Source organism: Promicromonospora sukumoe, assembly GCF_014137995.1.
Lineage (GTDB): Bacteria > Actinomycetota > Actinomycetes > Actinomycetales > Cellulomonadaceae > Promicromonospora > Promicromonospora sukumoe.
Genome location: NZ_JACGWV010000001.1, coordinates 126612 through 147474, shown reverse-complemented (window position 1 = coordinate 147474; position 20863 = coordinate 126612). Strand labels below are relative to the sequence as shown.

Here is a 20863-nt window from a genome sequence, read left to right as displayed (position 1 = left end):
GCTCGTGGGGTGCGGGCTCCGTCGCCCAAACCTGAGAGGCGATTCAGGTTGCGGAGATAGTGGACGAGCCGGGCATCTCGTGTCAACCCTCCGGCCGGCAGAAGGGCCCGGGTGAACTATTGACAGGTGATTCAGGTCGCACCTAATGTCCGCAGATGTCCGGCTGACCCCGCGCATCGGAGCGCCTCGGGCGGCACGACCTCGACGTGGAGGTTCGAATGACACACCCCTTGACGCGGCCCCGGCGCCGCCTCGCCACCTGGCTCGCGGCAGTCGTCGCGGTGGCCCTCGTCCCACCCGCGGTCGCGGCGGTGGCCGCCGTCGCGCAGCCCGCCGCGGGCGCCTGGTCGTCCCGCGCGGCGGGCGGCATGACGACGCAGCTCTACGTGCCGACGTCGGAACCCGCCCTGGCCGCGGGGCGCGCGCTGATGATCAACCTGCACGGCTGCGTGCAGACGTCGGCCAACCTGAAGTCCGGCGGAAACTGGGCGGGGACCGCCGACGAGCACGGCATGGTCGTCGCCGTTCCCGCCGCGCCGAACGGCGGCGTGCTGCTCGGCTGCTGGGACTACTACGACACGTCCCACTCGCGGGCCAACCCGGCGCGGCACGACGACAACCTGCTCCAGCTCGTCGACGACCTGCTCGGCGACGCCTCGCTCGGCATCGACCCGAACCAGGTCTACCTTTCCGGGCTCTCGTCCGGCGGCGGCGAGACCATGGTCATGGGCTGCCTCGCGCCCGACGTCTTCGCCGGGATCGGCATCAACGCCGGCCCGACGGTCGGCACGACGTCGGGCCAGATCGGGTCGGTGGCGACCACCCAGGCGCAGGCCACCACCGTCTGCCGCAACTTCGCGTCGACCGGCTCACCCGGCTTCGGCACACAGGTGACGTCGGTGGTCTACGGGTCGTCCGACACCACCGTGGCGACCGGGTACAACACCCTGAACGCGCAGGTCATGGCGGGGATCTACGGGGCGTCGACGCAGTCGTCGTTCTCCCTGGCGGGCCTGCCCGGCACCAACACCGCGGGCACCGGCACCCTGTGGTCCGACGCCGCGGGGCCGCGCGTCTCGCTGATCGCCAACACCAACGTGGGCCACGCGTGGCCGGCCGGCGGCGGCCCCGGCGGCTCGTACATCTCGACGAGCTCCGTGAACTACCCGGCGTACGTGACGGACTTCTTCTTCGACAACAACCGGCGCGTGGACCGGTCGGCCGAGCCGACCGACCCGCCCACCGACCCGCCGACGGACCCGCCGACCGAGCCGGGCCTGTTCTGCGGCGCCGCAACCAACGCGCAGCACCAGGCGGCGGGGCGCGCGACGTCGTACGGCATCGACCCGTACAACCCGTTCTACGCCGTCGGCACCCTGGACTACCTGGGCCAGGGCAACACGACCGTGACCACGCTCCGCGAGACGTCGGAGGGAGTGTTCGACCTGGTCACGGCCTGCTGACGTCGTCCGTTCGGTGCGCGCCCCGCGCGGGGCGCGCACCGCTCAGCCCTCGGGAGCGTGCCGCGCGAACCGTCGCGGACCCGCGCCCCAACTTGGCTTGATTCAGTTTCGTGGACACTCTTTCACCCTCTCGATACGGTGATTTCACCCACCCGACCCAGCGCTAGGGGAATAGTGACCGACCGTACTGCGACAAGCCCTCCATCTCGTTACCGAGTTCTGGCCACCGCGTTCTTGACGGTATTGACACTGCTGGCGCTGCCGCTCAATGCGACCGCGGACAACCTCACACAGGCGACAGACGATGCACGCGCGGCCGCCACGACGTCATCCGGAACCTCGGACACCACCGTTGCTCAAATGGGAGAAGCCGACGTTGCCGAGCTAGAGGCTCAGGTAGCGCTCATCCAGACACACCTCAGTCAGGATCTTCAGCTCGACTACGGCACAGCCGTTGCCGACGACCAGATCAACAGGGCCACTCTCAAAGACTTTGCGATCGGAATCGTCGCCGGCGGAGGTTCGGTCACCGGCGCCGGGACCGACGCGCAAGCCATCGACTCAGGCGCGTCAGACCTTGTGGCTCACGTCGGAGGCGACGGCGCAGCCGCCCTCGCCTGCGAAGGCCGCAATGGTTTCGCCTCAGTACCTCCGACCATCTACCTCAGCAGCTGCAACGCCTCGGCGCTGTCATCAGCCATGGCCGCTGGAGCCGCGATTGCAACCATCGGGGCGTTGATCATAAGTTGGACCGGCGCCGGGGCCGCGGTGGCGGGAGTAATTGCAGCCGCTCTCGGCCTTTACTCCTCGATCTACGCCCTCTGCAACTCGTGGGGGCACGGTATCCGCATCTATGTGGTCACCTCGTTCCCCGTCTGCTGGAGCCAATAATGGTACGAGCACTTCGAGTCACAGGAATCGTCTTCGCGGTCCCCGGACTCGCACTGTCCATCCTCGGTGTCGCCAGTGCTTACAGCGACGATCCCGGCCCGTGGGCCAACCTCGGCCTGGCCTGCGTCTCGATTGCGGTTGTCTGTGCGCTCGGCGCGATCATCTCTGATCGCAAGGACTCGAATACATAGTTCGGTCGAGCCCAGCCGCGCGTCCGCACCACCTTCAGCCCTCGGGAGCGTGCCGCTCCAGGAACCGGTAGACCTCCGTGGTCTCCACACCCGGGTACGCGCCCGAGGGCATCGCGGCGAGCATCGACGCGTGCGGGCGGGCCGAGGGCCAGGCGAAGTCGCCCCACTTCTCGGTCAGGTCCGCGGGCGGACGCCGGCAGCACGACTCGTCGGGACACCGCGACGCCGACCGGACCGTGGTCTCGCGCCCGGAGAACCACTTGACGTCCGCGAACGGCACGCCGACCGACACCGAGAACGCGCCGTCGGACGTGTTCTCCACGCGCGACGTGCACCAGTAGGTGCCGGCCGGCGTGTCCGTGTACTGCGCGTACGGGTTGAACCGGTCCTCGACGTCGAACACGCGGCGCGCCGTCCACTGCTTGCACACGTGCTGGCCCTCGACGGCGCCCAGCGCGTCCGACGGGAACCGCACGCCGTCGTTCTCGTACGCCTTGTGCAGGATCCCCGACTCGTGGACCTTCATGAAGTGCACCGGGATGCCGAGGTGCCGCGTCGCGAGGTTGGTGAACCGGTGCGCGGCGGTCTCGAACGACACCCCGAACGCGTCGCGCAGGTCCTCGATCGCGATGGCCCGCTCGTCCTTGGCGTCGCGCAGGAACTTCACGCCCGGCTTCTCCGGCACCATCAGGGCCGCCGCCAGGTAGTTCGCCTCGACCCGCTGCCGCAGGAACTCGCCGTAGTCGCGCGGCTCGGTGTGGTCCAGCACGTGCGAGGAGAGCGCCTGGAGCAGCGCCGACCGGGTGTTCGAGCGGCCGCGGAACCCCTTGGACGGCAGGTAGACCCGCCGGAAGCGGGTGTCGATCACCGACCGCGTCGAGTGCGGCAGGTCGCTCACGTAGTGCAGCGTGAAGCCCAGGTGGGCGGCGATCTCGGCCGCCATCCGCTGCGGCAGCGGCCCGGTGGTGTGCCCGACGTCGGCCAGCAGCTCCTTGGCGACCTGCTCCAGCTCGGGCAGGTAGTTGTCCCTGCCGCGCATGTCGTCGCGCAGCTCGCCGTTGGCCCGGCGCGCCTCCTCCGGGGTGGCCGCACGCTCGGTGTGCAGGCGCTCCAGCTCCCGGTGCAGCGCCAGGATGGTGCCCAGCGCGTCGGTGGGCAGCGACTTGCCGATCCGGACGCCGTCGATCCCGAGGGACGCGAACAGCGGACCGCGCTGCGCGCGCTCCAGCTCGATCTCCAGGGCGTCGCGCTCCGACGGCGGCTCGGCCGACAGCAGGTCGTCCACCCCGGCGCCGAGCGCGCGGGCGATGGCCTGGAGCTGGGAGAACTTGGGCTCCCGCTTGCCGTTCTCCAGCGTGCTGACCTGCGACGGAGCACGGTCGATGGCCGACGCGAGGTCTTCGAGGGTCATGCCCTTGCTGGTCCGCAGGTGGCGGATGCGGCGACCGATCGTGAGGGCGTCGGGCTCGGCGTCCGGCGGCGTCGTCACCGTGGTCACCGCCGTCGTCCTCGAAGCGTTTTGACCGCTCTGCGGAGAACGCGAGGATGCCGCATTTCGCGCGGTTCTGCGATTTCCCGGGGTTCCTACCATGCCCGAGGGTGACATACGGAAAGGCTTCCGATCAACAGAAGAACCGAGAATCTTCTATCCGGATCTGCTTGAGAAGGGGGTTGCGGAGGGCAGATGGTCGTAACACGTCGCCGGCAGACAGGGCGACAACGTTCCGTCCCGAGAAGGAGACCCGCCATGAGCGCACCCACGATCAACCACACGTCCGAGGCGAGCACGTCCGCGACGACCTCGGTGCCGGCGCAGGCCTCCGTGCGTGCCGGCGACCAGACCCAGACCGCCGCCGACCTGCAGCAGTCCTGGGACACCGACCCGCGCTGGGCCGGCATCGACCGCAGCTTCACCGCCGACGACGTCGTCGCGCTGCGCGGCTCGGTCGGCGAGGAGAACACCCTGGCCCGCCGTGGCGCCGAGCGCCTGTGGCGCCAGCTCCACGAGGAGGACTACATCAACGCGCTCGGCGCGCTGACCGGCAACCAGGCGGTGCAGCAGGTCAAGGCCGGCCTCCAGGCCATCTACCTCTCGGGCTGGCAGGTCGCAGGCGACGCGAACCTCTCGGGGCAGACCTACCCCGACCAGTCGCTCTACCCGGCCAACTCGGTGCCCGCCGTCGTCCGCCGGATCAACAACGCGCTGCTGCGCGCCGACCAGATCGACGTCGCCGAGAACGGCACCCCCACCCGCGACTGGCTCGCGCCGATCGTGGCCGACGCCGAGGCCGGCTTCGGCGGCCCCCTGAACGCGTACGAGCTGATGAAGTCGATGATCCAGTCGGGCGCCGCCGGCGTGCACTGGGAGGACCAGCTCGCGTCGGAGAAGAAGTGCGGCCACCTGGGCGGCAAGGTGCTCATCCCCACCCAGCAGCACGTGCGCACGCTCAACGCGGCCCGGCTCGCGGCCGACGTCGCCGACGTGCCGTCGATCGTGATCGCCCGGACGGACGCCGAGGCGGCCACCCTGATCACGTCCGACGTCGACGAGCGCGACCGCCCCTTCATCACCGGCGAGCGCACCAACGAGGGCTTCTACAAGGTGACCAACGGCATCGAGCCGTGCATCGCCCGCGCCAAGGCCTACGCGCCCTACTCCGACCTGATCTGGATGGAGACGGGCACGCCGGACCTGGAGCTGGCCCGCAAGTTCGCCGAGGCCGTCAAGGCCGACTTTCCCGACCAGATGCTGAGCTACAACTGCTCGCCGTCGTTCAACTGGAAGAAGCACCTGGACGACGACACGATCGCCAAGTTCCAGCGCGAGCTGGGCGCGATGGGCTTCACGTTCCAGTTCATCACGCTGGCCGGCTTCCACGCCCTGAACTACTCGATGTTCGACCTCGCCCACGGCTACGCCCGCGAGCAGATGTCGGCGTACGTGAAGCTGCAGGAGCTGGAGTTCGCCGCCGAGGAGCGCGGCTACACCGCCACGAAGCACCAGCGCGAGGTCGGCACGGGCTACTTCGACCGCGTCGCCACGGCGCTCAACCCGGACTCGGCGACCACCGCCCTGGCCGGCTCGACCGAGGCGGCGCAGTTCTGATGACCGCGACCATCGACACCCGCGCCCAGGGCACCAGCCCCTACGACGCCGACGCCGGCCTGGCCGGCATCGGCACCCCGCCGGCGGCCCACCGGTCGCACGCCCCGGCGTCCCACGCCGCGTCCACCCCGCCGTCCACCCCCGCTCCCGTGCGGGCGCCCGCCCCGGCGCCCGCACCCCGGAGCTCGGCCCCCAGCACGCTGCCGAACGGCGGGGTGGGCGCCTCGGGGACCGGCGCACGCCGCGGCGTCATCACCGTGACGGCGTCCGTCGGGCCGCGGTACGGCGAGATCCTGACGCCGGGGGCCCTGGCGTTCCTCGCCCTGCTGCACGACCGGTTCGACGCGCGACGTGACGAGCTGATCGCGCAGCGGCAGCTCCGCCGGCAGGACATCGCCGACGGCGGCGACCCCGACTTCCGCGCCTCGACCCGGCCCGTCCGGGACGACCCGCACTGGCGGGTCGCCGGGTCGCGGAACGCGCCCGGTCTGGAGGACCGCCGCGTCGAGATCACGGGTCCCACCGACCCGAAGATGACGATCAACGCCCTCAACTCGGGCGCCCGGTGCTGGCTCGCCGACGCCGAGGACGCGTCCAGCCCGACGTGGCCCAACGTGATCGAGGGGCAGCTCGCGCTGCACGACGCGATCCGCGGCACGCTCGCCTTCACGAACGAGGCGGGCAAGGAGTACACGCTGCGGTCCGCGGACCTCGTGGACCTGCCGACCATCGTGTTCCGGCCCCGCGGCTGGCACCTCGACGAGGCGCACCTGCGGTACACGGACGCGAACGGCATCACGAGCAGCGCGCTCGGCAGCCTCGTGGACTTCGGCCTCTACTTCTTCCACAACGCCGCCGAGCTCATCGCCCGCGGCCGGGGCCCGTACTTCTACCTGCCCAAGCTGGAGGGCTACCGGGAGGCGCGGCTGTGGAACGAGGTGTTCGAGGTGGCGCAGGACGCGCTCGGCATCCCGCGCGGGACCGTCCGCGCCACGGTGCTCGTCGAGACGCTGCCCGCGGCGTTCGAGATGGAGGAGATCCTCTACGAGCTGCGCGACCACTGCGCCGGGCTGAACGCCGGCCGCTGGGACTACCTGTTCTCGGTGATCAAGTGCTTCCGGACGCGCGGGGAGTCGTACGTGCTGCCCGACCGCGCCCAGGTCACCATGACGGCGCCGTTCATGCGCGCCTACACCGAGCTGCTGGTCGCCACGTGCCACAAGCGCGGGGCGCACGCGATCGGCGGCATGAGCGCGTTCATCCCCGACCGCCGCAACCCGGAGGTCACCCGGCAGGCGTTCCAGCAGGTCGCGGCGGACAAGAAGCGTGAGGCCGGCGACGGCTTCGACGGCACCTGGGTGGCCCACCCCGACCTCATCCCGGTGGCCGAGGCCGAGTTCGACGCCGTGCTCGGCGACGCGCCGAACCAGGTCTCGCGCCTGCGGGACGACGTCGTGGTGGGGCAGCACGACCTGCTCGACGTCGCGTCCGCGCGGCGCGGCGGGGCGACCGTCACGTCGACCGGCCTGCGGTCGAACGTCACGGTGGCCGTGCGCTACCTCGACGCGTGGCTCCGCGGTACCGGGGCCGCCGCGCTGGACAGCCTCATGGAGGACGCGGCGACCGCGGAGATCTCGCGGTCGCAGGTGTGGCAGTGGATCGCGTCGGGCACCCTGACCGACGACGACCGGCAGGCCATCACCCGTGAGCGCGTCGAGGCGATCCTGCTCGACGTCGTCGCCTCGCTGCCGCACGACCACGGCAACCGGATCGACGACGCGGCGGCGATCTTCCGTGCCGTCGCCCTCGAGGACGACTTCCCGGCGTTCCTCACGAACCCCGCGTACCAGGGGTACCTGGTGGGCTCCCCGGTCGACCGGCCCTAGCGCCTCGACCGCAGCCCACCGGCCACAGGCTGGGACGCCCCGCTGTCGGGGCGTCCCTTCCACCGCCCGACGCCGCACCGGTCGCCGCTCTCTCGGCGCCCCGCCACCCCTGGGGTGAGACCGGTGCGGTGTCGGGCCCTTCTGCTGGGCTCTTGTTCCGGTCACAACCACGCTGACCTGCACGGCAGCCCGGTTGTTGCACGTGGCCTCAGTAGCGCTACCCTGGGCGCTCGTGGACGGACGGCGCCGGACGCAGATGTCCGACGCAGGTGTCGAACGCAAGGGGGCGTTGACCAGTGACGGAAGAACCGAACGGTGCCGGATCGAGCGGTGCGGGATCGAGCGGGCCCGGGTCGGGCGGAGCGGCGTTCTTCCGCGACCGTCGCGGCCCGGTGCGACGGGCCATGACGAGCCGCCGGACGCGCAACGCCTGGACGGGTGCCGTCGCGCTGGCGATGACCGGCGGGGTGCTGGTCAGCGCGTCGGCGAGCGTGCCGACGTCGTATCCCCTGCCGGACGGCGCCGCCGCGTCCGCCGCGCCGCACGCGCGGGTGCTCGCGCATCCCGCCGCGGCCTCCGGCGCGGACTCCCCCGGCGCCGGCACCGGCGCCGGCGTGGCGGCCGCGGAAGGCGTCACGGTGAGCCAGGTGCTCGCCGTCCTGGACCGCGCCGAGCTGACACTGCGGCAGAGCTCGTCGCCCAGCCCGGGCATCGCGCAGGCGGCCGCCGAGCTCGGCATGCTCTGGACCACCTACCAGGCGCAGCAGCTCGCGCTGGCCGAGGCCGACCGGCCCCTACGTGTCGAGTCCGCGCCGACGGCGGGCGAGGCCATGGCGCCGGACCCGGCCGACGACGTGGTGCAGGCCGCCCCGGTGTCGCGGACCGTGACCGCCGCCCTCCGGCAGAGCCCGGCCCCGAAGTGGGACTGGCCCGATGACGCTCCCCTCCCCCGGACCGTGTCCCGGGACGTCGAGGCCGTCCCCGAGTCGGCCACCGGATACGTCACCTTCGACGAGGTGGCCGTGGCCGCGATTCGGCTGGCGAACCTGCTCGACCCGTCGTCGCCGACGGCGCTGATCGACGCGCTGCCGTCCACCGGGCCCTCGCTGCGCCAGAACCTGCTGGAGACCGTGGCCGCCTACGGCGGCTCCACCGTCGGGTACGCGAACGGGCGCATCCCCGCGGACGTGCTGTGCCCGCTGCCCTTCGCCCCGGGGCACCTGCTGCGCTGCGACGCGGCCGAGCGACTGACGGCCCTGAGCGAACGGTTCGAGGAGGAGTTCGGTTACCCGATCCCGCTCACCGACTCGTACCGCTCCTACGCGATGCAGGTCGCGGTCAAGGGCACGAAGCCGCACCTGGCGGCGTTCCCCGGCACGTCGAACCACGGCTGGGGCCTCGCCGTGGACCTCGGCAACCCGATCGCGGGCGGTTCGTCCGACGAGTACGTCTGGCTGCGCCTGCACGCTCCCGACTACGGCTGGGACAACCCGTCCTGGGCCCAGCTCGGCGGCGCCAAGCCCGAGCCGTGGCACTTCGAGTTCTTCGCGGCGGGCTCGATCCCGAACCGCGCCATCGACCCGGCCGACGTCGGGACGTGGACTGACTCTGTCGGCTCCGACGCCGCCTCGCGGCCGGCGGGGAAGTCGTCGTCCGCGGCGCATCCGGCCTCGGACGGCTCGGCTGGTTCCGGGGGCAAGAGCTCCGGGTCGAGCGGCTCGGAGGCGGGATCGGGCGGTTCCGGTGCCGGGGGCGGCTCGTCCGCTCCGGAGGGCACGGCGCCAGCAAAGCCCGAGCAGCCGACGCCGTCGGAACCCGAGCCGTCCGAGCCGCCGGCCGAGGAGGAGCCGGAGACCCCGGCGGGCTCCGGGCTGGTGGAGGACGTGGTGGGTGGCACCGTCGGACTCGTCGGTGAGACGGTCGAGGGTGTGGTCGGCGGCGTCGTCGGCGGCCTGCTCGGAGGCAGCAGCACGAACGGAGCCGCGAACCAGGGTGGGTGATCTTTCACCTCCACGCCCGTTGGGGCCGGTTTCGCCGTTTTTGCCGGATACGGTGCCCGCATGTCCGACGACGAGGGCGCGACCCGCGCCCCAGAACTGAACCCGTCCCCCGAGCCCCGTCCGGCCGCGGACGCATCGAACGGCGCCGCCGCCGACGCCTCGAACGGAAGCGCGACGACGGCGTCGGCCACGGACGACGCCGCGGAGCCGCAGCGCACCCAGGTGCTGACCGCCGAGAGCCCGGCGCCGTCCGAGATGACGTCGCACGCGGCCGACGCGCCGGGCAGCCCGGAGGCCCCCGCAGCGCCGAACGCGCTCGGCGTCGTCGTGGCGTTCGTCAAGACCCACGCCACCATCCTCGTGCTCGTGGTGCTGCTGATCGCGGCCATGATCTGGGGTGCGCTCGGCGTGGTCTCGACGAACGACTGGCAGTCGCGCGCGGCGGCGCTCTCGTCGGACCTGAAGAACGCGGAGCAGACGCTCGCTGACGCACGCGCGACGATCGACGACCTGGAGATCGCCAAGGAGCGGGCCGAGACCACGGCGACCGCCTGCATCGGCGCGATCGACGACGCGGACGCCATGCTCGAGGTCTCGGCGGAGCTCGACGACAAGACCGTCGACTACCTGGAAGGCCTGGACGACTTCATGACCGCGCTGGCCGCGGGCAACATCTCCGCGGCGGAGAGCATCGGGTCGGAGATCGACTCCCTCAGCGCGCAGATGGAGGAGCTGGGCGACCAGATCGACGGGCACATGGACGACTACGCGGACACCGCGGAGGGCTGCCACGTGGACGACGCCCAGGGCGTCTGACCCTCGGGCACGAACGGAACGGCGGGCGGGCGACACAGGTCGCCCGCCCGCCGTCGTCGTACGTCAGCCGTCGTCCGTCAGCCCTGGTCGAGGCCGAGCAGGTCGTCCTCGGTCTCGCGGCGCACCAGCACGCGCGAGGCGCCGTCGGACACCGCGACCACGGGCGGGCGGGGCAGCATGTTGTAGTTGGACGCCATGGAACGCCCGTAGGCGCCGGTCGCGGCGACGGCGAGCAGGTCGCCCGCGCGCACGTCGGCCGGGAGCCGCACCTCGTGCACCACGATGTCGCCGGACTCGCAGTGCTTGCCGACCACCCGTGCCAGCACGGTCTCGGCCGCGGACGACCGGCCCACGATCTCGGCGTGGTACGCCGCGCCGTACAGCGCGGGGCGGATGTTGTCGCTCATGCCGCCGTCGACGGACACGTAGGTGCGCGTGAAGTCCGCGCCGCCGTCGGCCGAGACGGTGACGGGCTTGACCGTGCCGACCGTGTAGAGCGTGAGGCCGGCGGGGCCGACGATCGCGCGGCCGGGCTCGATCGAGAACCGCGGCAGGCTCGTGCCCAGCTCCTGGCACACCCCGGCCACCGACTGCGCGATGTCCTTGGCGACCCGCTCCGGGTCGAGGGCCACGTCCCCGGGCAGGTAGGCGATGCCGTACCCGCCACCGAGGTCGACCTCGTCCACGAGCACGCCGGAGCGCTCGGACAGGTCGGCCCGCAGGCGCAGCACCACGCGCGCGGCGGCCTCGAACCCGTCGGGGTCGAGGATCTGCGAGCCGATGTGCGAGTGGATGCCGAGCAGCTTCAGCTCGGGGTGCTTGAGCACCTGCAGCAGCGCGGCCATGGCGGGGCTCTCGGCCCCGTCCGCGGCGTTGACCGAGAGGCCGAACTTCTGGTCCTCGTGGGCCGTCGCGATGTACTCGTGCCCGCCGGCGTGCACACCCGTGGTCACGCGCACCATCACCGGCGCGACGACGCCGCGCCCCGCCGCGAGCTGCGCGACCCGCTCGATCTCGACCAGCGAGTCGACGATGATGCGGCCGACCCCGGCGTCCAGCGCGCGCAGGATCTCGGCGTCGGACTTGTTGTTGCCGTGCAGCCCGATCTCGGCACCCGGCACCTCGGCGCGCAGCGCGACGGCGAGCTCGCCGCTGGAGGCGGTGTCGACCCGCAGGCCCTCCTCGCGCGCCCAGCGCGCGACGGCCACGGTGAGCAGCGCCTTGCCGGCGTAATACACGTCCACGTCCGCGCCGACGGCCCCGAACGCGGTCTCGAACGCCGTGCGGTAGGCGTGGGCCCGCATGCGGAAGTCGGCCTCGTCCAGGACGTACGCGGGCGTGCCGTGCTCGGCCGCGAGGCCGCGGACGTCGACGCCCGCGATCGTCAGCGCGCCGTCCGGCAGGCGGCCGACCCCGGTGGACCAGGGCGCGCCGGTCACATCCGCTCCGGGGCGCTCACGCCCAGCAGGTCGAGGCCGTTGGCCAGGACCGTGCGGACGGCGTCGTTCAGCCACAGGCGGGCGCGGTGCGCGTCGGTGACCTCTTCGTCGGGGTACGGCGTGACGCGCAGCTTCTCGTCGTCGTTGTACCAGGAGTGGAAGTCACCGGCGAGGGCCTCCAGGTAGCGGGCCACGCGGTGCGGCTCGCGCAGCTCGGCGGCCTGCGCCACGATCCGCGGGAACTCGGTGAGGCGCCCGATCAGCGCGGCCTCCGAGGCGTGCGAGAGCTGCGCCGGGTCGAACCCGTCGGCCCGCGCGACGCCGCGCTCGACGGCCTTGGTGCCGATCTGCACCGTGCGGCTGTGCGCGTACTGCACGTAGAAGACCGGGTTGTCGTTGGTCTGCTTGAGCATGTCCTCGCCCTGCAGCTCCAGCGGCGTGTCCGCGGGGTAGCGCGCGAGCGAGTAGCGGACGGCGTCCGACCCGATCCACTCGACCAGGTCGCGCAGCTCGATGATGTTGCCGGCCCGCTTGGACAGCTTGGCGCCGCCGACGTTCACGAGCTGCCCGATGAGCACCTCGATGTTCGTCTCCGGGTCGTCCCCCGCGCAGGCAGCGATGGCCTTGAGGCGGTTGATGTAGCCGTGGTGGTCGGCGCCGAGCAGGTAGATCTTGCCCGGGAACCCGCGGTCCTTCTTGGACAGGTAGTACGCGGCGTCCGCGGCGAAGTAGGTGGGCTCGCCGTTCGCCCGGATCATCACGCGGTCCTTGTCGTCCGTGAAGTCCGTGGTGCGCAGCCAGACCGCGCCCTCCTGGTCGAAGACGTGCCCCTGCTCGCGCAGCCGGGCCACGGCCTTCTCGACGGCGCCCGAGCTGTGCAGGTCGCGCTCGGAGAACCAGACGTCGAAGTGCACGCCGAAGTTCTCCAGCACGTCGCGGATCTCGGCGAGCTGGTGGGCGTAGCCCGACTCGCGGGCGACCGCGATGGCCTCGTCGCGCGGCAGGCCGGGCAGCTCGGGGTGGTCCGCGAGCACCTTGGCCGCGAGCTCCTTGACGTACTCGCCGCGGTAGCCACCCTCGGGGATCTCGCCGTCGGTGGCGCGGGCCAGCACGGACTCGCCGAAGCGGTCCATCTGGGCGCCCGCGTCGTTGATGTAGTACTCGGCGGTCACCTCGGCACCGGCGGCGCGCAGGATGCGCGCGAGCGAGTCGCCCAGCGCGGCCCAGCGGGTGTGCCCGATGTGCAGCGGGCCGGTCGGGTTGGCGCTGATGTACTCCAGGTTGATGACCTGGCCGGTCAGGGCCTCACCGCGGCCGTAGGCCGAGCCGGCCTCGACGATGGTGCGGGCGAGCTCGCCCGCCGCGGCGGCGTCGAGCGTGATGTTGAGGAAGCCCGGGCCGGCGACGCCGACGGACTTGATGCCCGGGGCCGCGCCGAGGCGGGCCGCCAGGTCCTCCGCGAGCGCGCGCGGCGTGGTGCCCGCCTTCTTCGCGAGCTGCAGGGCCACGTTCGTGGCCCAGTCCCCGTGCTCTCGCTGCCTCGGTCGCTCCACGTGGACCGACGCCGGGACGGCGTCGGCGGGCAGTGCGAGTGTGCCGTCGGCGACGGCCGCGGCAAGGGCAGCGCTCAGCGCTTCGGAGAGCTCGGTGGGGGTCACGGATCGATTCTATCGGCCGCGCCGGACGCGTCGCCCCGGCTTTCCACAGGCCGGGAACGGGCTGCCCGACGCCGGCCGGTGCACCTGGGTGCACCGGCCGTCGTCGGGCGCAGGTCAGGGCGAGGTCAGGCCGGCGGCGTCCAGCGACGCCAGGATCTGCCACCACCGTTCCTCGGTCGCCCCGGAGCCCTCGTACCGGATCTCGACCGCCCTGCGCCCGTCCGCCGTCAGGTGGAAGGTCGCGGTCCCCAGGAAGCCCGGCTCGCCGGGCTCGGGCACGGCGGTGTCGGTGGAGGTCCCGACGGTCACCACCCCGCGCGTCGTACCGGCTGGCTCGTAGCGATACCCGTAGTCGGCGAGCTGGATCGGCGGGTCGTAGCCCTCCACGTCCCAGAGGGTGATCGCCAGCTCCTCCCACGAGTCGCCGGAGTCGCTGCTCCAGATTCCCCACATGCCTTCCGGGCTCTTCAGCTCCCGCGGCAGCGTCAGGTCGAGGCCCTCGAACGTGACGGGCTCCCAGTCCGACGGCGGGTCCTGCAGCAGCGGGTCCGCGGGATCGAGCGCGTCGTAGGCGGGCGGGCCGTCCGTCGAGGCCCCGGTGAGGCCGAGGCTGCCGAGCAGCGCGGCGAGGTCGTCGTCGAGGCCGGTGGCGCCGTCGAACCCGAAGAGGTTGACCGTGTAGCTGCTGCCGCCGGCGGCACGCACCTCGATGTAGGCCCGGTACTCGCCGTCGAACCGCTCGGTCAAGACCGTCGACGCCTCGGCGCCCGCCAGCTCGAAGCGGTAGAAGTCCGGCAGGGGACCGGCCTCGCGGTTCGCCGCGAGGTAATCCAGCCGGTCCACCACGGCGAGCTGCAGCTCCGCCTTGCCGTCCGGCCGTCGCAGCAGCAGCGTGTCGGTCGGGTGCTCCGCGCTCGCCCCGTCGGCCGCTGCCCAGTCCCCCGGTGCCGCGTACGCCAGGCCGTGGAACTCGCCTCGCTCCCAGCTCTCGGGCACGTCCGCGGACTCGAGGAGCGGCAGATCCTCCTGGCCGGTCGACCCCGGGCCCTCCGGCTCCGCGGGGTCACCGTCCACGCGGACCGTACGAACCAGCCGCTCGAAGGTGTCCTGCGGGGTCTCGTCGTCCGCCAGGCTCATGGTCAGGCGGACCACCGTCCCGGTGTCGAGCTCGACGTCCAGCTCGCCGACGAAGTCGCCGTCCCCCGGCCCTCGCTGCCAGTAGCCCGAGTCGGAACCGTACTGCGGCTCGTACCAGGACCAGCGCGCGGCGGCGGCTCCGGGCACGTCGACCTCGGTCACCGGGTTTCCGGCCTGCTCGCCGGCGAGCGGCTCGTCCTCCGCGGGTGCCACGGCGACCCACGAGGCCGCATGAGCGACTTCCTCCATGTCATCCTCGTCCGGGACCACCGGATCGGCTCCCCACATCGGGTCACCGACGGGGTTGAACTCCTCGTAGCCGTCCGGCACCTCGAAGACCAGGCCGTCCGAACGGACCTCGGACGAGGCCTGCACCCACGGCAGGAGCGCCGGAAGCGCCGGCCGCTCGGTGAACCAGGCCACCCCGGCCGCACCCAGGACCAGCAGCGCGGCGGCCACGGCTCCGCCGATCACCCCGCGCCGGGTGCGCTCGTGGCGGATCGCCCGCCGCGCCATCATCTCGCCGTCGATCCCGGCCACGGGCCCGACCTGGCCCGCGGCGTCGTGGATCAGGGTCACCAGGCTGTCGCTCTGCTCCTTCATCACTGCGCCTCCTTCCGCGAGGTGCTGGGTGTGCCGATCTCTGGTCCCAGGACGTCCCGAAGCCGGTCGAGCCCGCGCGAGGCGCCGGACTTCACGGCTCCCACGGAGATGCCCAGGTCTTCGGCCGTCTGCTTCTCCGTCCGGTCCAGCAGGTAGCGCAGGACGACGACGCGCCGCTGCGCGGCGGGCAGCTGCCGCAGCGCTCCTACCAGCGCGTCACGGTCGACGACGAGCTGCGTGCCGTCCGACGCCGCTCCTGGCCGCAGGTCCGCCGGCGCCACCAGGACGTCCTTCCTGGTGCGCCGCCAGGAGTCGATCCGGGCCGTCGCGATCACCCTGCGCGCATAGGCGAACGGTTCGCCGTCGCCCACCCGGCCCCAGGCCCGGTAGGTCCGTTCCAGGGCGAGCTGCACCAGGTCAGCGGCCCGGTGCGTGTCGCCGCACAGCAGGTACGCGATGCGGGACAGCTCCGGCGAGCGGTCCCTGGCGAACGCCGTGAACCGCTCGGCCGCCGTACCGGTGGTCACCACCCGGGCACGGGGGTCTTCGAGGACCGCCGCGTCATCACTCACCATGTCCACCACCTTGGTCGTCACCTGCGTACCCGTCCGTACGCCCCTGAGGTCGAGCACTTCGAAGATTCACGGCACACAGACGCGTGCGGACGGCGGAAGGTTGCCAAGCCGGCTGTAGTTGGTCGCGGCGGGCTCGCGCGGTGCTGGTGCGCCCGCGCCCGCGCCGCGCGCGGCAGCCTCCCGGGGCGCACGATGCCAGGCCGGGTAACGGCGCGGGTCACAGGCCCGGATGCACACGCGGGGCTGCTTACCTGGTAGTCTCGCTTCGGCCGTTACGGGTGCGACGCACCCCTCTCAGCGGCCTCGCGCCTGTAGCTCAGTGGATAGAGCGTCTGCCTCCGGAGCAGAAGGTCGGGGGTTCGAATCCCTTCAGGCGCACCACCCAACGAAGGCCCTTGAACTGCGGCGACGCGGAACAAGGGCCTTCGTCGTCCCCGCGGGCGCCCCGCAGCACGAGGTGACAGATCCCCCCATGTGCAATCCCAGATCGATGTCGTAGACTCCCTCCCGCGAGGGGAGTACTTCCCAAACATCGTCCCGGTCAGTACGGCGCTGCTACCAGTGCCTCGGGCGGCGGCCTAGCTTCGGCAAGGCGAAGGAGACCTCGGAGCCGACCCTTTATTTGGAGACTCCTTGCTCGCCCAACTGACGAGTTCAGCTGCCCCTGCCTCCGCTCTGACCACGGTGGCCACGCCCTTGATGTGGGCCCTCACCATCGTTGCCGTGATCGCTCTGATCGTCGTCGACTTCCTGATCACCAGGCGCCCCCACGAGGTCTCGATGCGCGAGGCCCTGGGTTGGAGCGCCTTCTACATCGCCCTGCCGCTCGCGTTCGGCGGCTGGATCTGGGCCACGTTCGGCTCGTCCATCGGCGTCCAGTACCTGACCGGATATCTGGTCGAGAAGTCGTTGTCCGTCGACAACCTCTTCGTGTTCATGCTGCTGCTCAGCGCCTTCGCGGTACCGGCGGCGCTGCAGCAGCGGGTCCTCCTGCTGGGCATCGTCGGAGCCCTGGTGCTCCGCGGCGTCTTCATCGCGGTGGGCGCGGCCGTCCTCGCCAACCTGAGCTGGGCCTTCCTGCTCTTCGGCGCGATCCTGCTGGCCACGGCGGTCAAGATCCTCCGCGACCAGATCAAGGGCGACGACCACGAGATCAACATCTCCGAGCTGCGGTCGGTCAAGATCATCCGCCGCTTCATGCCCGTCACGGACGACTACCGCGGCCCTGCCCTCTCGGTGCGCGAGGGCGGCAAGCGGATGCTCACGCCGCTGACGGTCGTGGTCGTCGCGATCTTCGCGGCCGACATCGTCTTCGCCGTCGACTCGGTGCCCGCCGTCTACGGCATCACCAGCGACCCGTACCTCGTGTTCGCCACCAACGCCTTCGCCCTGCTCGGCCTGCGCGCCCTGTACTTCGTGCTCCAGAGCGCGCTGAGCAAGCTGGTGCACCTCGGCTACGGCCTCGCGACGATCCTCGCCTTCATCGGCGTCAAGCTCGTGCTGCACTGGGCCCACGGCATCTGGGCCGGCGTCCCGGAGATCCCGACCCTCGCCTCGCTCGGCGTCATCATCGGCGTGCTGGTCATCGTGACCTTCACCAGCCTTCACGCGACCCGCGACCTCGACACCGAGGCCACAGCCGACGGCGCGAAGGTCGTCGGCCCGGACGGCTCGGCGAGCACCCCGGCGCAGACCTCGGGCGACGAGAAGGCCGGCGAGGACCAGGACGCCTCCAGCGGCTCCCGCCCCGGGACCCACTGACCCAGGTCACAACGCACGCCCGACGGGCGGTCCGGCTCCGGCCGGGCCGCCCGTCGGCATTCCCGCCCCACCTGTCAGACCCCGGCGTACGTGTCAGACGTACAGGTCACCCGAGGGACCTGTAGGTCTGACACGTACGACGGGGTCTGACACACCCCCGAGGGCGGGTTCGCGCACCGGGCGACGGCAGCACGGCGCGTGACCAGCACGGGGCGACGTAGAGTCCACCCCGTCATGGACCCCGCACTGGACCTCACCGCCACGGTCGTCATCGGCGGCACGATCGCCGCCCTGCTCATGGGCCTCTCCAAGACCGGGCTCCCGCCGCTGGGCGCGTTCGGCGCGGCGGTCATCGCCTCGGTGCTCCCGCCCGTCCAGGCCGCGGGCGTCGCGCTCCCCCTGCTCATCGTCGGCGACCTGGTCGCCGTCAGCGCGTACGGCCGGGACGTCCGCTGGCGCATCCTGCGGGGCCTGCTCCCCAGCGTCACGCTCGGCCTGATCGTCGGCTTCGCGGCGCTGCGCTGGGCCCCGCCCGAGGTCAGCGCCCGGATCGTCGGCGCGCTGCTGCTCCTCGCCGGGCTCGGCGACCTGGTCCGGCAGCTCGCCGCGCGCCGCGCGCGCCGTCGTCCGCCAGCCCCGGCAAGTACGCCAGTGCCCGACGGCGACTCCGCCCCCGCCCGCCCTCGCCTCGGCGAGCGGGTCATCCGCGCCGCGCTCGGGGCCACGGCCGGGGTCTCGACCATGATCGCCAACGCTGGCGGCCCGCCCATGAGCCTCTACCTGCTGCGGGCCGGCATCTCGCGCGCCGGCCTGCTCGGCACCGTCGCGCTGTTCTTCCTCACCGTCAACGTGGCGAAGCTGCCGTTCAGCGCGGGACTGGGGCTGGTCTCCCCCGCGTCGCTGCACGTCTCGCTCGCCCTGCTGCCCGGACTGGTGGCAGGCCTGGTGCTCGGCAAGCTCGTGGCCCACCGCATCTCGGGCCCGGTGTTCAGCACCGTCGTGCTGATCGCCACGTCCGTGGCGGGCGCACGGCTCCTGCTCGCCTAGCCCGGGCTACCGATTCGCCCCCGGGTGCGGCTAGTGTCCCGGTATGCCCGACGAGTCCGTCGACTTCTATCCATCCCGCGCGCACGTCCTCACGCTCGCCCTCGCCACGCTCGCGCTGGTGGTGCTCTGCGCCGTCGCCGCCCGTCTCGGCTTCGACGCCGCGCAGACCAGCGGCTCGTCGGCCGCGCTGTTCGTCGTCTCGGTGAGCGCCATGGGTGTCCTGGTCTTCACCGGACTGGGGCTCATCGTGCTGCGCCGTCTGCTGCTGCCCACCTGGCCCGTGCTCACGCTCGACGACGACGGCCTCACCGACTGGCTGCCCAACCTCGGCGTCGAGCAGGTGCTCTGGTCCGAGGTCACGGGCGTCCGCGAGGCCCGGCTGGCCTTCCGGCGGGTGCTCGCCGTGGACGTCACGGACCCGCGGGCCGTCGTCGTCCGCCAGCGGACGTTCGTGCGGCGCATCGCCGCCTCGCTGAACGCGTCCCTCGTCGGCACGCCCGTGGTCCTCAAGCCCGGGAGCATCGCCACCCGCCCGGAGGAGCTGTCGGCCGCCCTGACCGAGTTCGTCGCCGGCCGGGCGCCCCACGCGAAGCCGGTTGCGTAGACTTCTAGGACCATCCGCCGAGAATCATCAGCCGAGCATGGCGAGGGACCTCTCATGAGCGACGACCTCTTCGACGGGCCGGCCGCCCCCGACCCCGATCCTGACCGCGGCTACGCAGACTTCGAGTTCGAGCGCCGCTTCTTCGTGCGCGACCTGCCGGCCGAGCTCAAGGACGCCCCGGCCCTCATCGTGCAGTCCTACTTCCTGGCCGACGACGGCTACGCGCTGCGGGTCCGCGTCCAGGCGGGCGACGTCGACGCCGACCTGACCGGCGAGACCGACCCGGCCGAGCTGCTCCGGGCGCACACGTCCGACATCGACTTCGCGGCCGTCACGGTCAAGGGGCCCGCCGTCGGCGGAACCCGGTACGAGGCGGAGCGCGAGCTGGACCCGCGGGTCGGCGTCGAGCTGGTCCGCCGGGGCGGCGCCCCGATCGTCAAGGTGCGCTACGCGGCGTGGCTCGGGGCCGACGGCTGGTCCATCGACGTCTTCGGCGGGGCCAACCACCCGCTGGTGGTCGCCGAGTGCGAGCGCTCCGGCCCGGTCACCGGCCTGCAGATCCCGGACTTCTGCGTCACGGAGATCACCGACGACCGCCGGTTCTCCAACGAGTCGCTCGCGATGGAGCCCTACAGCGCGTGGGCGCCGTCGTTCGCCGCGGAGCTCGCGAGCGAGGGACCGGTCTTCCGGCAGGACTTCGGGCCGAACACGCACCTGCGCCTCTGACCGAGGCGCCCTTCAGCGCGTCGCGCCCCGGCGGGGCACGGAGCCGTCAGCCCTGCCACTCGCCCTTCTCGACGACGCCGGACACGAACTCCCAGTGCCACGGCTCGTACTTGCTGCCGCCGAGCTGCGCCCACGACGGGTTCTGCCAGCCGTAGGACGGCGCGTTGGCCCAGAGCCACGAGAAGACGTCGCTGTCGCCCGTCTCCTTGGAGCACAGGTCGATCGCCAGGCCCCAGCCGTGCATCGAGGTGCCCGGGGAGGCGGCGTAGAAGCCGCGCGACGCCTTGAGCTCGTACTGCGTGCTCAGGTCGCGGTAGCTGGCCACCAGGCACAGCTCGCGGCCGAACGACGCACGGAACGCCTCGTTGAGCGCGCTGAGCGACATCGCGGCGTCGGGCCGGAGGTACTCCCCGTCCTGCCACAGCTCGCACAGCGAGTGGTCCGAGAGGCCGCCGTTGGTGCCGTCGACGGAGGCGTTGACGTCGCACTGCGGCAGCGGGCTGCGGTCCAGCGAGCGGCTCGCGACGGACGCGGGCCGGGCGAGGGCCTCGGCGCGGACGACGGAGGCGGAGGTCTCCGGGCGCTCGACGGGCTGCGTGACCAGGTCCAGCACCGACGGCCCGGTGGGCGGCGCCTCGACGTCAAACGGGGACTCGCCGGGCTGGTCCGCCGCCTGCACGAACGGAGCGGCGATGGTCGCGGCGGCGAGGGTGCCGACCACGGCGGCCCGGGAGATCATCCGCTGCCCGGCCGGGACCGAGGACGTCGGCCGGGAGGCCCGGGGGACGGCGCCGGTGACCAGACGGTCGAACGACGTGACCTTGCGGGTCGCCTGGGAGTTCTGCTCCGCCTCGCGGCGGGCCCGCCTCGTCATGAGGTCAGGCTGCGTGCTCGTCACAGCAGTGGACTGCACTGGTCCTCCGTCGTCATCTGTCCGCGACCCCCTCGCGTTCCGTTATG

The 20863-nt window shown here is 72.1% G+C and carries 16 protein-coding genes and 1 tRNA gene; 11 read left to right on the top strand and 6 right to left on the bottom strand.

The features are described 5' to 3' along the window. Positions 1–218 precede the first annotated feature (218 nt). Together FHX71_RS00690 and FHX71_RS00685 are read left to right on the top strand one after the other, a co-directional pair. Positions 219–1463, top strand: a complete 1245-nt coding sequence (locus FHX71_RS00690; RefSeq protein ID WP_182613966.1) for an extracellular catalytic domain type 1 short-chain-length polyhydroxyalkanoate depolymerase — start codon at positions 219–221, stop codon at positions 1461–1463. A gap of 174 nt (positions 1464–1637) precedes the next feature. After that, on the top strand, positions 1638–2354 hold the full coding sequence (locus tag FHX71_RS00685; RefSeq protein ID WP_182613965.1) for a hypothetical protein: 717 nt from the start codon (positions 1638–1640) through the stop codon (positions 2352–2354). A gap of 225 nt (positions 2355–2579) precedes the next feature. Here the strand turns inward: FHX71_RS00685 and FHX71_RS00680 are convergent, their stop codons facing one another. Then, complete coding sequence (locus FHX71_RS00680; RefSeq protein ID WP_376770113.1) at positions 2580–4136, bottom strand: helix-turn-helix domain-containing protein; 1557 nt, start codon at positions 4134–4136, stop codon at positions 2580–2582. Positions 4137–4292: 156 nt separating this feature from the next. Here FHX71_RS00680 and aceA point away from each other — a divergent pair, with 156 nt between their 5' ends. From aceA to FHX71_RS00660, 4 genes are all read left to right on the top strand, one after another. Next, positions 4293–5651 carry an isocitrate lyase gene (aceA, locus tag FHX71_RS00675; protein WP_220489386.1) on the top strand — a complete coding sequence of 453 codons (1359 nt, stop codon included), beginning with the start codon at positions 4293–4295 and terminating at the stop codon, positions 5649–5651. After that, positions 5651–7537 carry a malate synthase A gene (gene aceB / locus FHX71_RS00670; protein ID WP_182613963.1) on the top strand — a complete coding sequence of 629 codons (1887 nt, stop codon included), beginning with the start codon at positions 5651–5653 and terminating at the stop codon, positions 7535–7537. The genes aceA and aceB overlap by 1 nt, the downstream gene beginning before the upstream one ends. Before the next feature lie 296 nt (positions 7538–7833). Beyond that, a complete protein-coding gene (locus tag FHX71_RS00665; protein ID WP_182613962.1) occupies positions 7834–9537 on the top strand; it encodes a D-alanyl-D-alanine carboxypeptidase family protein in 1704 nt (567 codons plus the stop codon). Positions 9538–9597: 60 nt separating this feature from the next. Continuing rightward, positions 9598–10353, top strand: a complete 756-nt coding sequence (locus FHX71_RS00660) for a hypothetical protein (protein WP_182613961.1) — start codon at positions 9598–9600, stop codon at positions 10351–10353. Between the two features lie 77 nt (positions 10354–10430). Here the strand turns inward: FHX71_RS00660 and lysA are convergent, their stop codons facing one another. The 4 genes from lysA to FHX71_RS00640 form a co-directional block, all read right to left on the bottom strand. Next, positions 10431–11792, bottom strand: coding sequence for a diaminopimelate decarboxylase (lysA, locus tag FHX71_RS00655; RefSeq protein ID WP_182613960.1), 1362 nt, complete (start codon positions 11790–11792; stop codon positions 10431–10433). Beyond that, positions 11789–13450: an arginine--tRNA ligase gene (gene argS, locus FHX71_RS00650; RefSeq protein ID WP_182613959.1), complete on the bottom strand. Its 1662-nt coding sequence runs from the start codon at positions 13448–13450 to the stop codon at positions 11789–11791. The genes lysA and argS overlap by 4 nt, the downstream gene beginning before the upstream one ends. A 114-nt stretch (positions 13451–13564) precedes the next feature. Next, entirely contained in the window at positions 13565–15190 is a 1626-nt protein-coding gene (locus FHX71_RS00645) for a hypothetical protein (RefSeq protein WP_182613958.1), read from the bottom strand. Then, complete coding sequence (locus FHX71_RS00640; RefSeq protein ID WP_220489384.1) at positions 15190–15765, bottom strand: SigE family RNA polymerase sigma factor; 576 nt, start codon at positions 15763–15765, stop codon at positions 15190–15192. The genes FHX71_RS00645 and FHX71_RS00640 overlap by 1 nt, the downstream gene beginning before the upstream one ends. A gap of 305 nt (positions 15766–16070) precedes the next feature. Here FHX71_RS00640 and FHX71_RS00635 point away from each other — a divergent pair. From FHX71_RS00635 to FHX71_RS00615, 5 genes are all read left to right on the top strand, one after another. Then, a tRNA-Arg gene (locus FHX71_RS00635) sits at positions 16071–16146 on the top strand. 342 nt (positions 16147–16488) lie between these two features. After that, positions 16489–17526, top strand: coding sequence for a TerC family protein (locus FHX71_RS00630; protein ID WP_376770112.1), 1038 nt, complete (start codon positions 16489–16491; stop codon positions 17524–17526). Positions 17527–17760: 234 nt separating this feature from the next. Next, the gene (locus FHX71_RS00625) at positions 17761–18573 is read left to right on the top strand and encodes a sulfite exporter TauE/SafE family protein (protein ID WP_182613957.1); all 813 of its coding nucleotides are present in this window, start codon (positions 17761–17763) and stop codon (positions 18571–18573) included. Positions 18574–18616: 43 nt separating this feature from the next. Then, positions 18617–19177, top strand: coding sequence for an STM3941 family protein (locus FHX71_RS00620; protein ID WP_182613956.1), 561 nt, complete (start codon positions 18617–18619; stop codon positions 19175–19177). A 54-nt stretch (positions 19178–19231) separates the two neighbouring features. Then, the gene (locus FHX71_RS00615; protein WP_220489377.1) at positions 19232–19903 is read left to right on the top strand and encodes a CYTH domain-containing protein; all 672 of its coding nucleotides are present in this window, start codon (positions 19232–19234) and stop codon (positions 19901–19903) included. A 46-nt stretch (positions 19904–19949) separates the two neighbouring features. Here the strand turns inward: FHX71_RS00615 and FHX71_RS00610 are convergent, their stop codons facing one another. After that, on the bottom strand, positions 19950–20777 hold the full coding sequence (locus tag FHX71_RS00610; protein ID WP_220489375.1) for a M15 family metallopeptidase: 828 nt from the start codon (positions 20775–20777) through the stop codon (positions 19950–19952). Positions 20778–20863: the final 86 nt, after the last annotated feature.

Bases quoted from the DNA above. Each gene is read 5' to 3' on its own strand.
- aceA (WP_220489386.1), top strand. From the start codon at position 4,293: ATGAGCGCACCCACGATCAACCACACGTCCGAGGCGAGCACGTCCGCG.
- FHX71_RS00610 (WP_220489375.1), bottom strand. From the start codon at position 20,777: ATGACGAGGCGGGCCCGCCGCGAGGCGGAGCAGAACTCCCAGGCGACC.
- FHX71_RS00620 (WP_182613956.1), top strand. From the start codon at position 18,617: ATGCCCGACGAGTCCGTCGACTTCTATCCATCCCGCGCGCACGTCCTC.
- FHX71_RS00645 (WP_182613958.1), bottom strand. From the start codon at position 15,190: ATGAAGGAGCAGAGCGACAGCCTGGTGACCCTGATCCACGACGCCGCG.
- FHX71_RS00690 (WP_182613966.1), top strand. From the start codon at position 219: ATGACACACCCCTTGACGCGGCCCCGGCGCCGCCTCGCCACCTGGCTC.
- FHX71_RS00660 (WP_182613961.1), top strand. From the start codon at position 9,598: ATGTCCGACGACGAGGGCGCGACCCGCGCCCCAGAACTGAACCCGTCC.
- FHX71_RS00640 (WP_220489384.1), bottom strand. From the start codon at position 15,765: ATGGTGAGTGATGACGCGGCGGTCCTCGAAGACCCCCGTGCCCGGGTG.
- FHX71_RS00625 (WP_182613957.1), top strand. From the start codon at position 17,761: ATGGACCCCGCACTGGACCTCACCGCCACGGTCGTCATCGGCGGCACG.
- aceB (WP_182613963.1), top strand. From the start codon at position 5,651: ATGACCGCGACCATCGACACCCGCGCCCAGGGCACCAGCCCCTACGAC.
- FHX71_RS00680 (WP_376770113.1), bottom strand. From the start codon at position 4,136: ATGGTAGGAACCCCGGGAAATCGCAGAACCGCGCGAAATGCGGCATCC.
- FHX71_RS00615 (WP_220489377.1), top strand. From the start codon at position 19,232: ATGAGCGACGACCTCTTCGACGGGCCGGCCGCCCCCGACCCCGATCCT.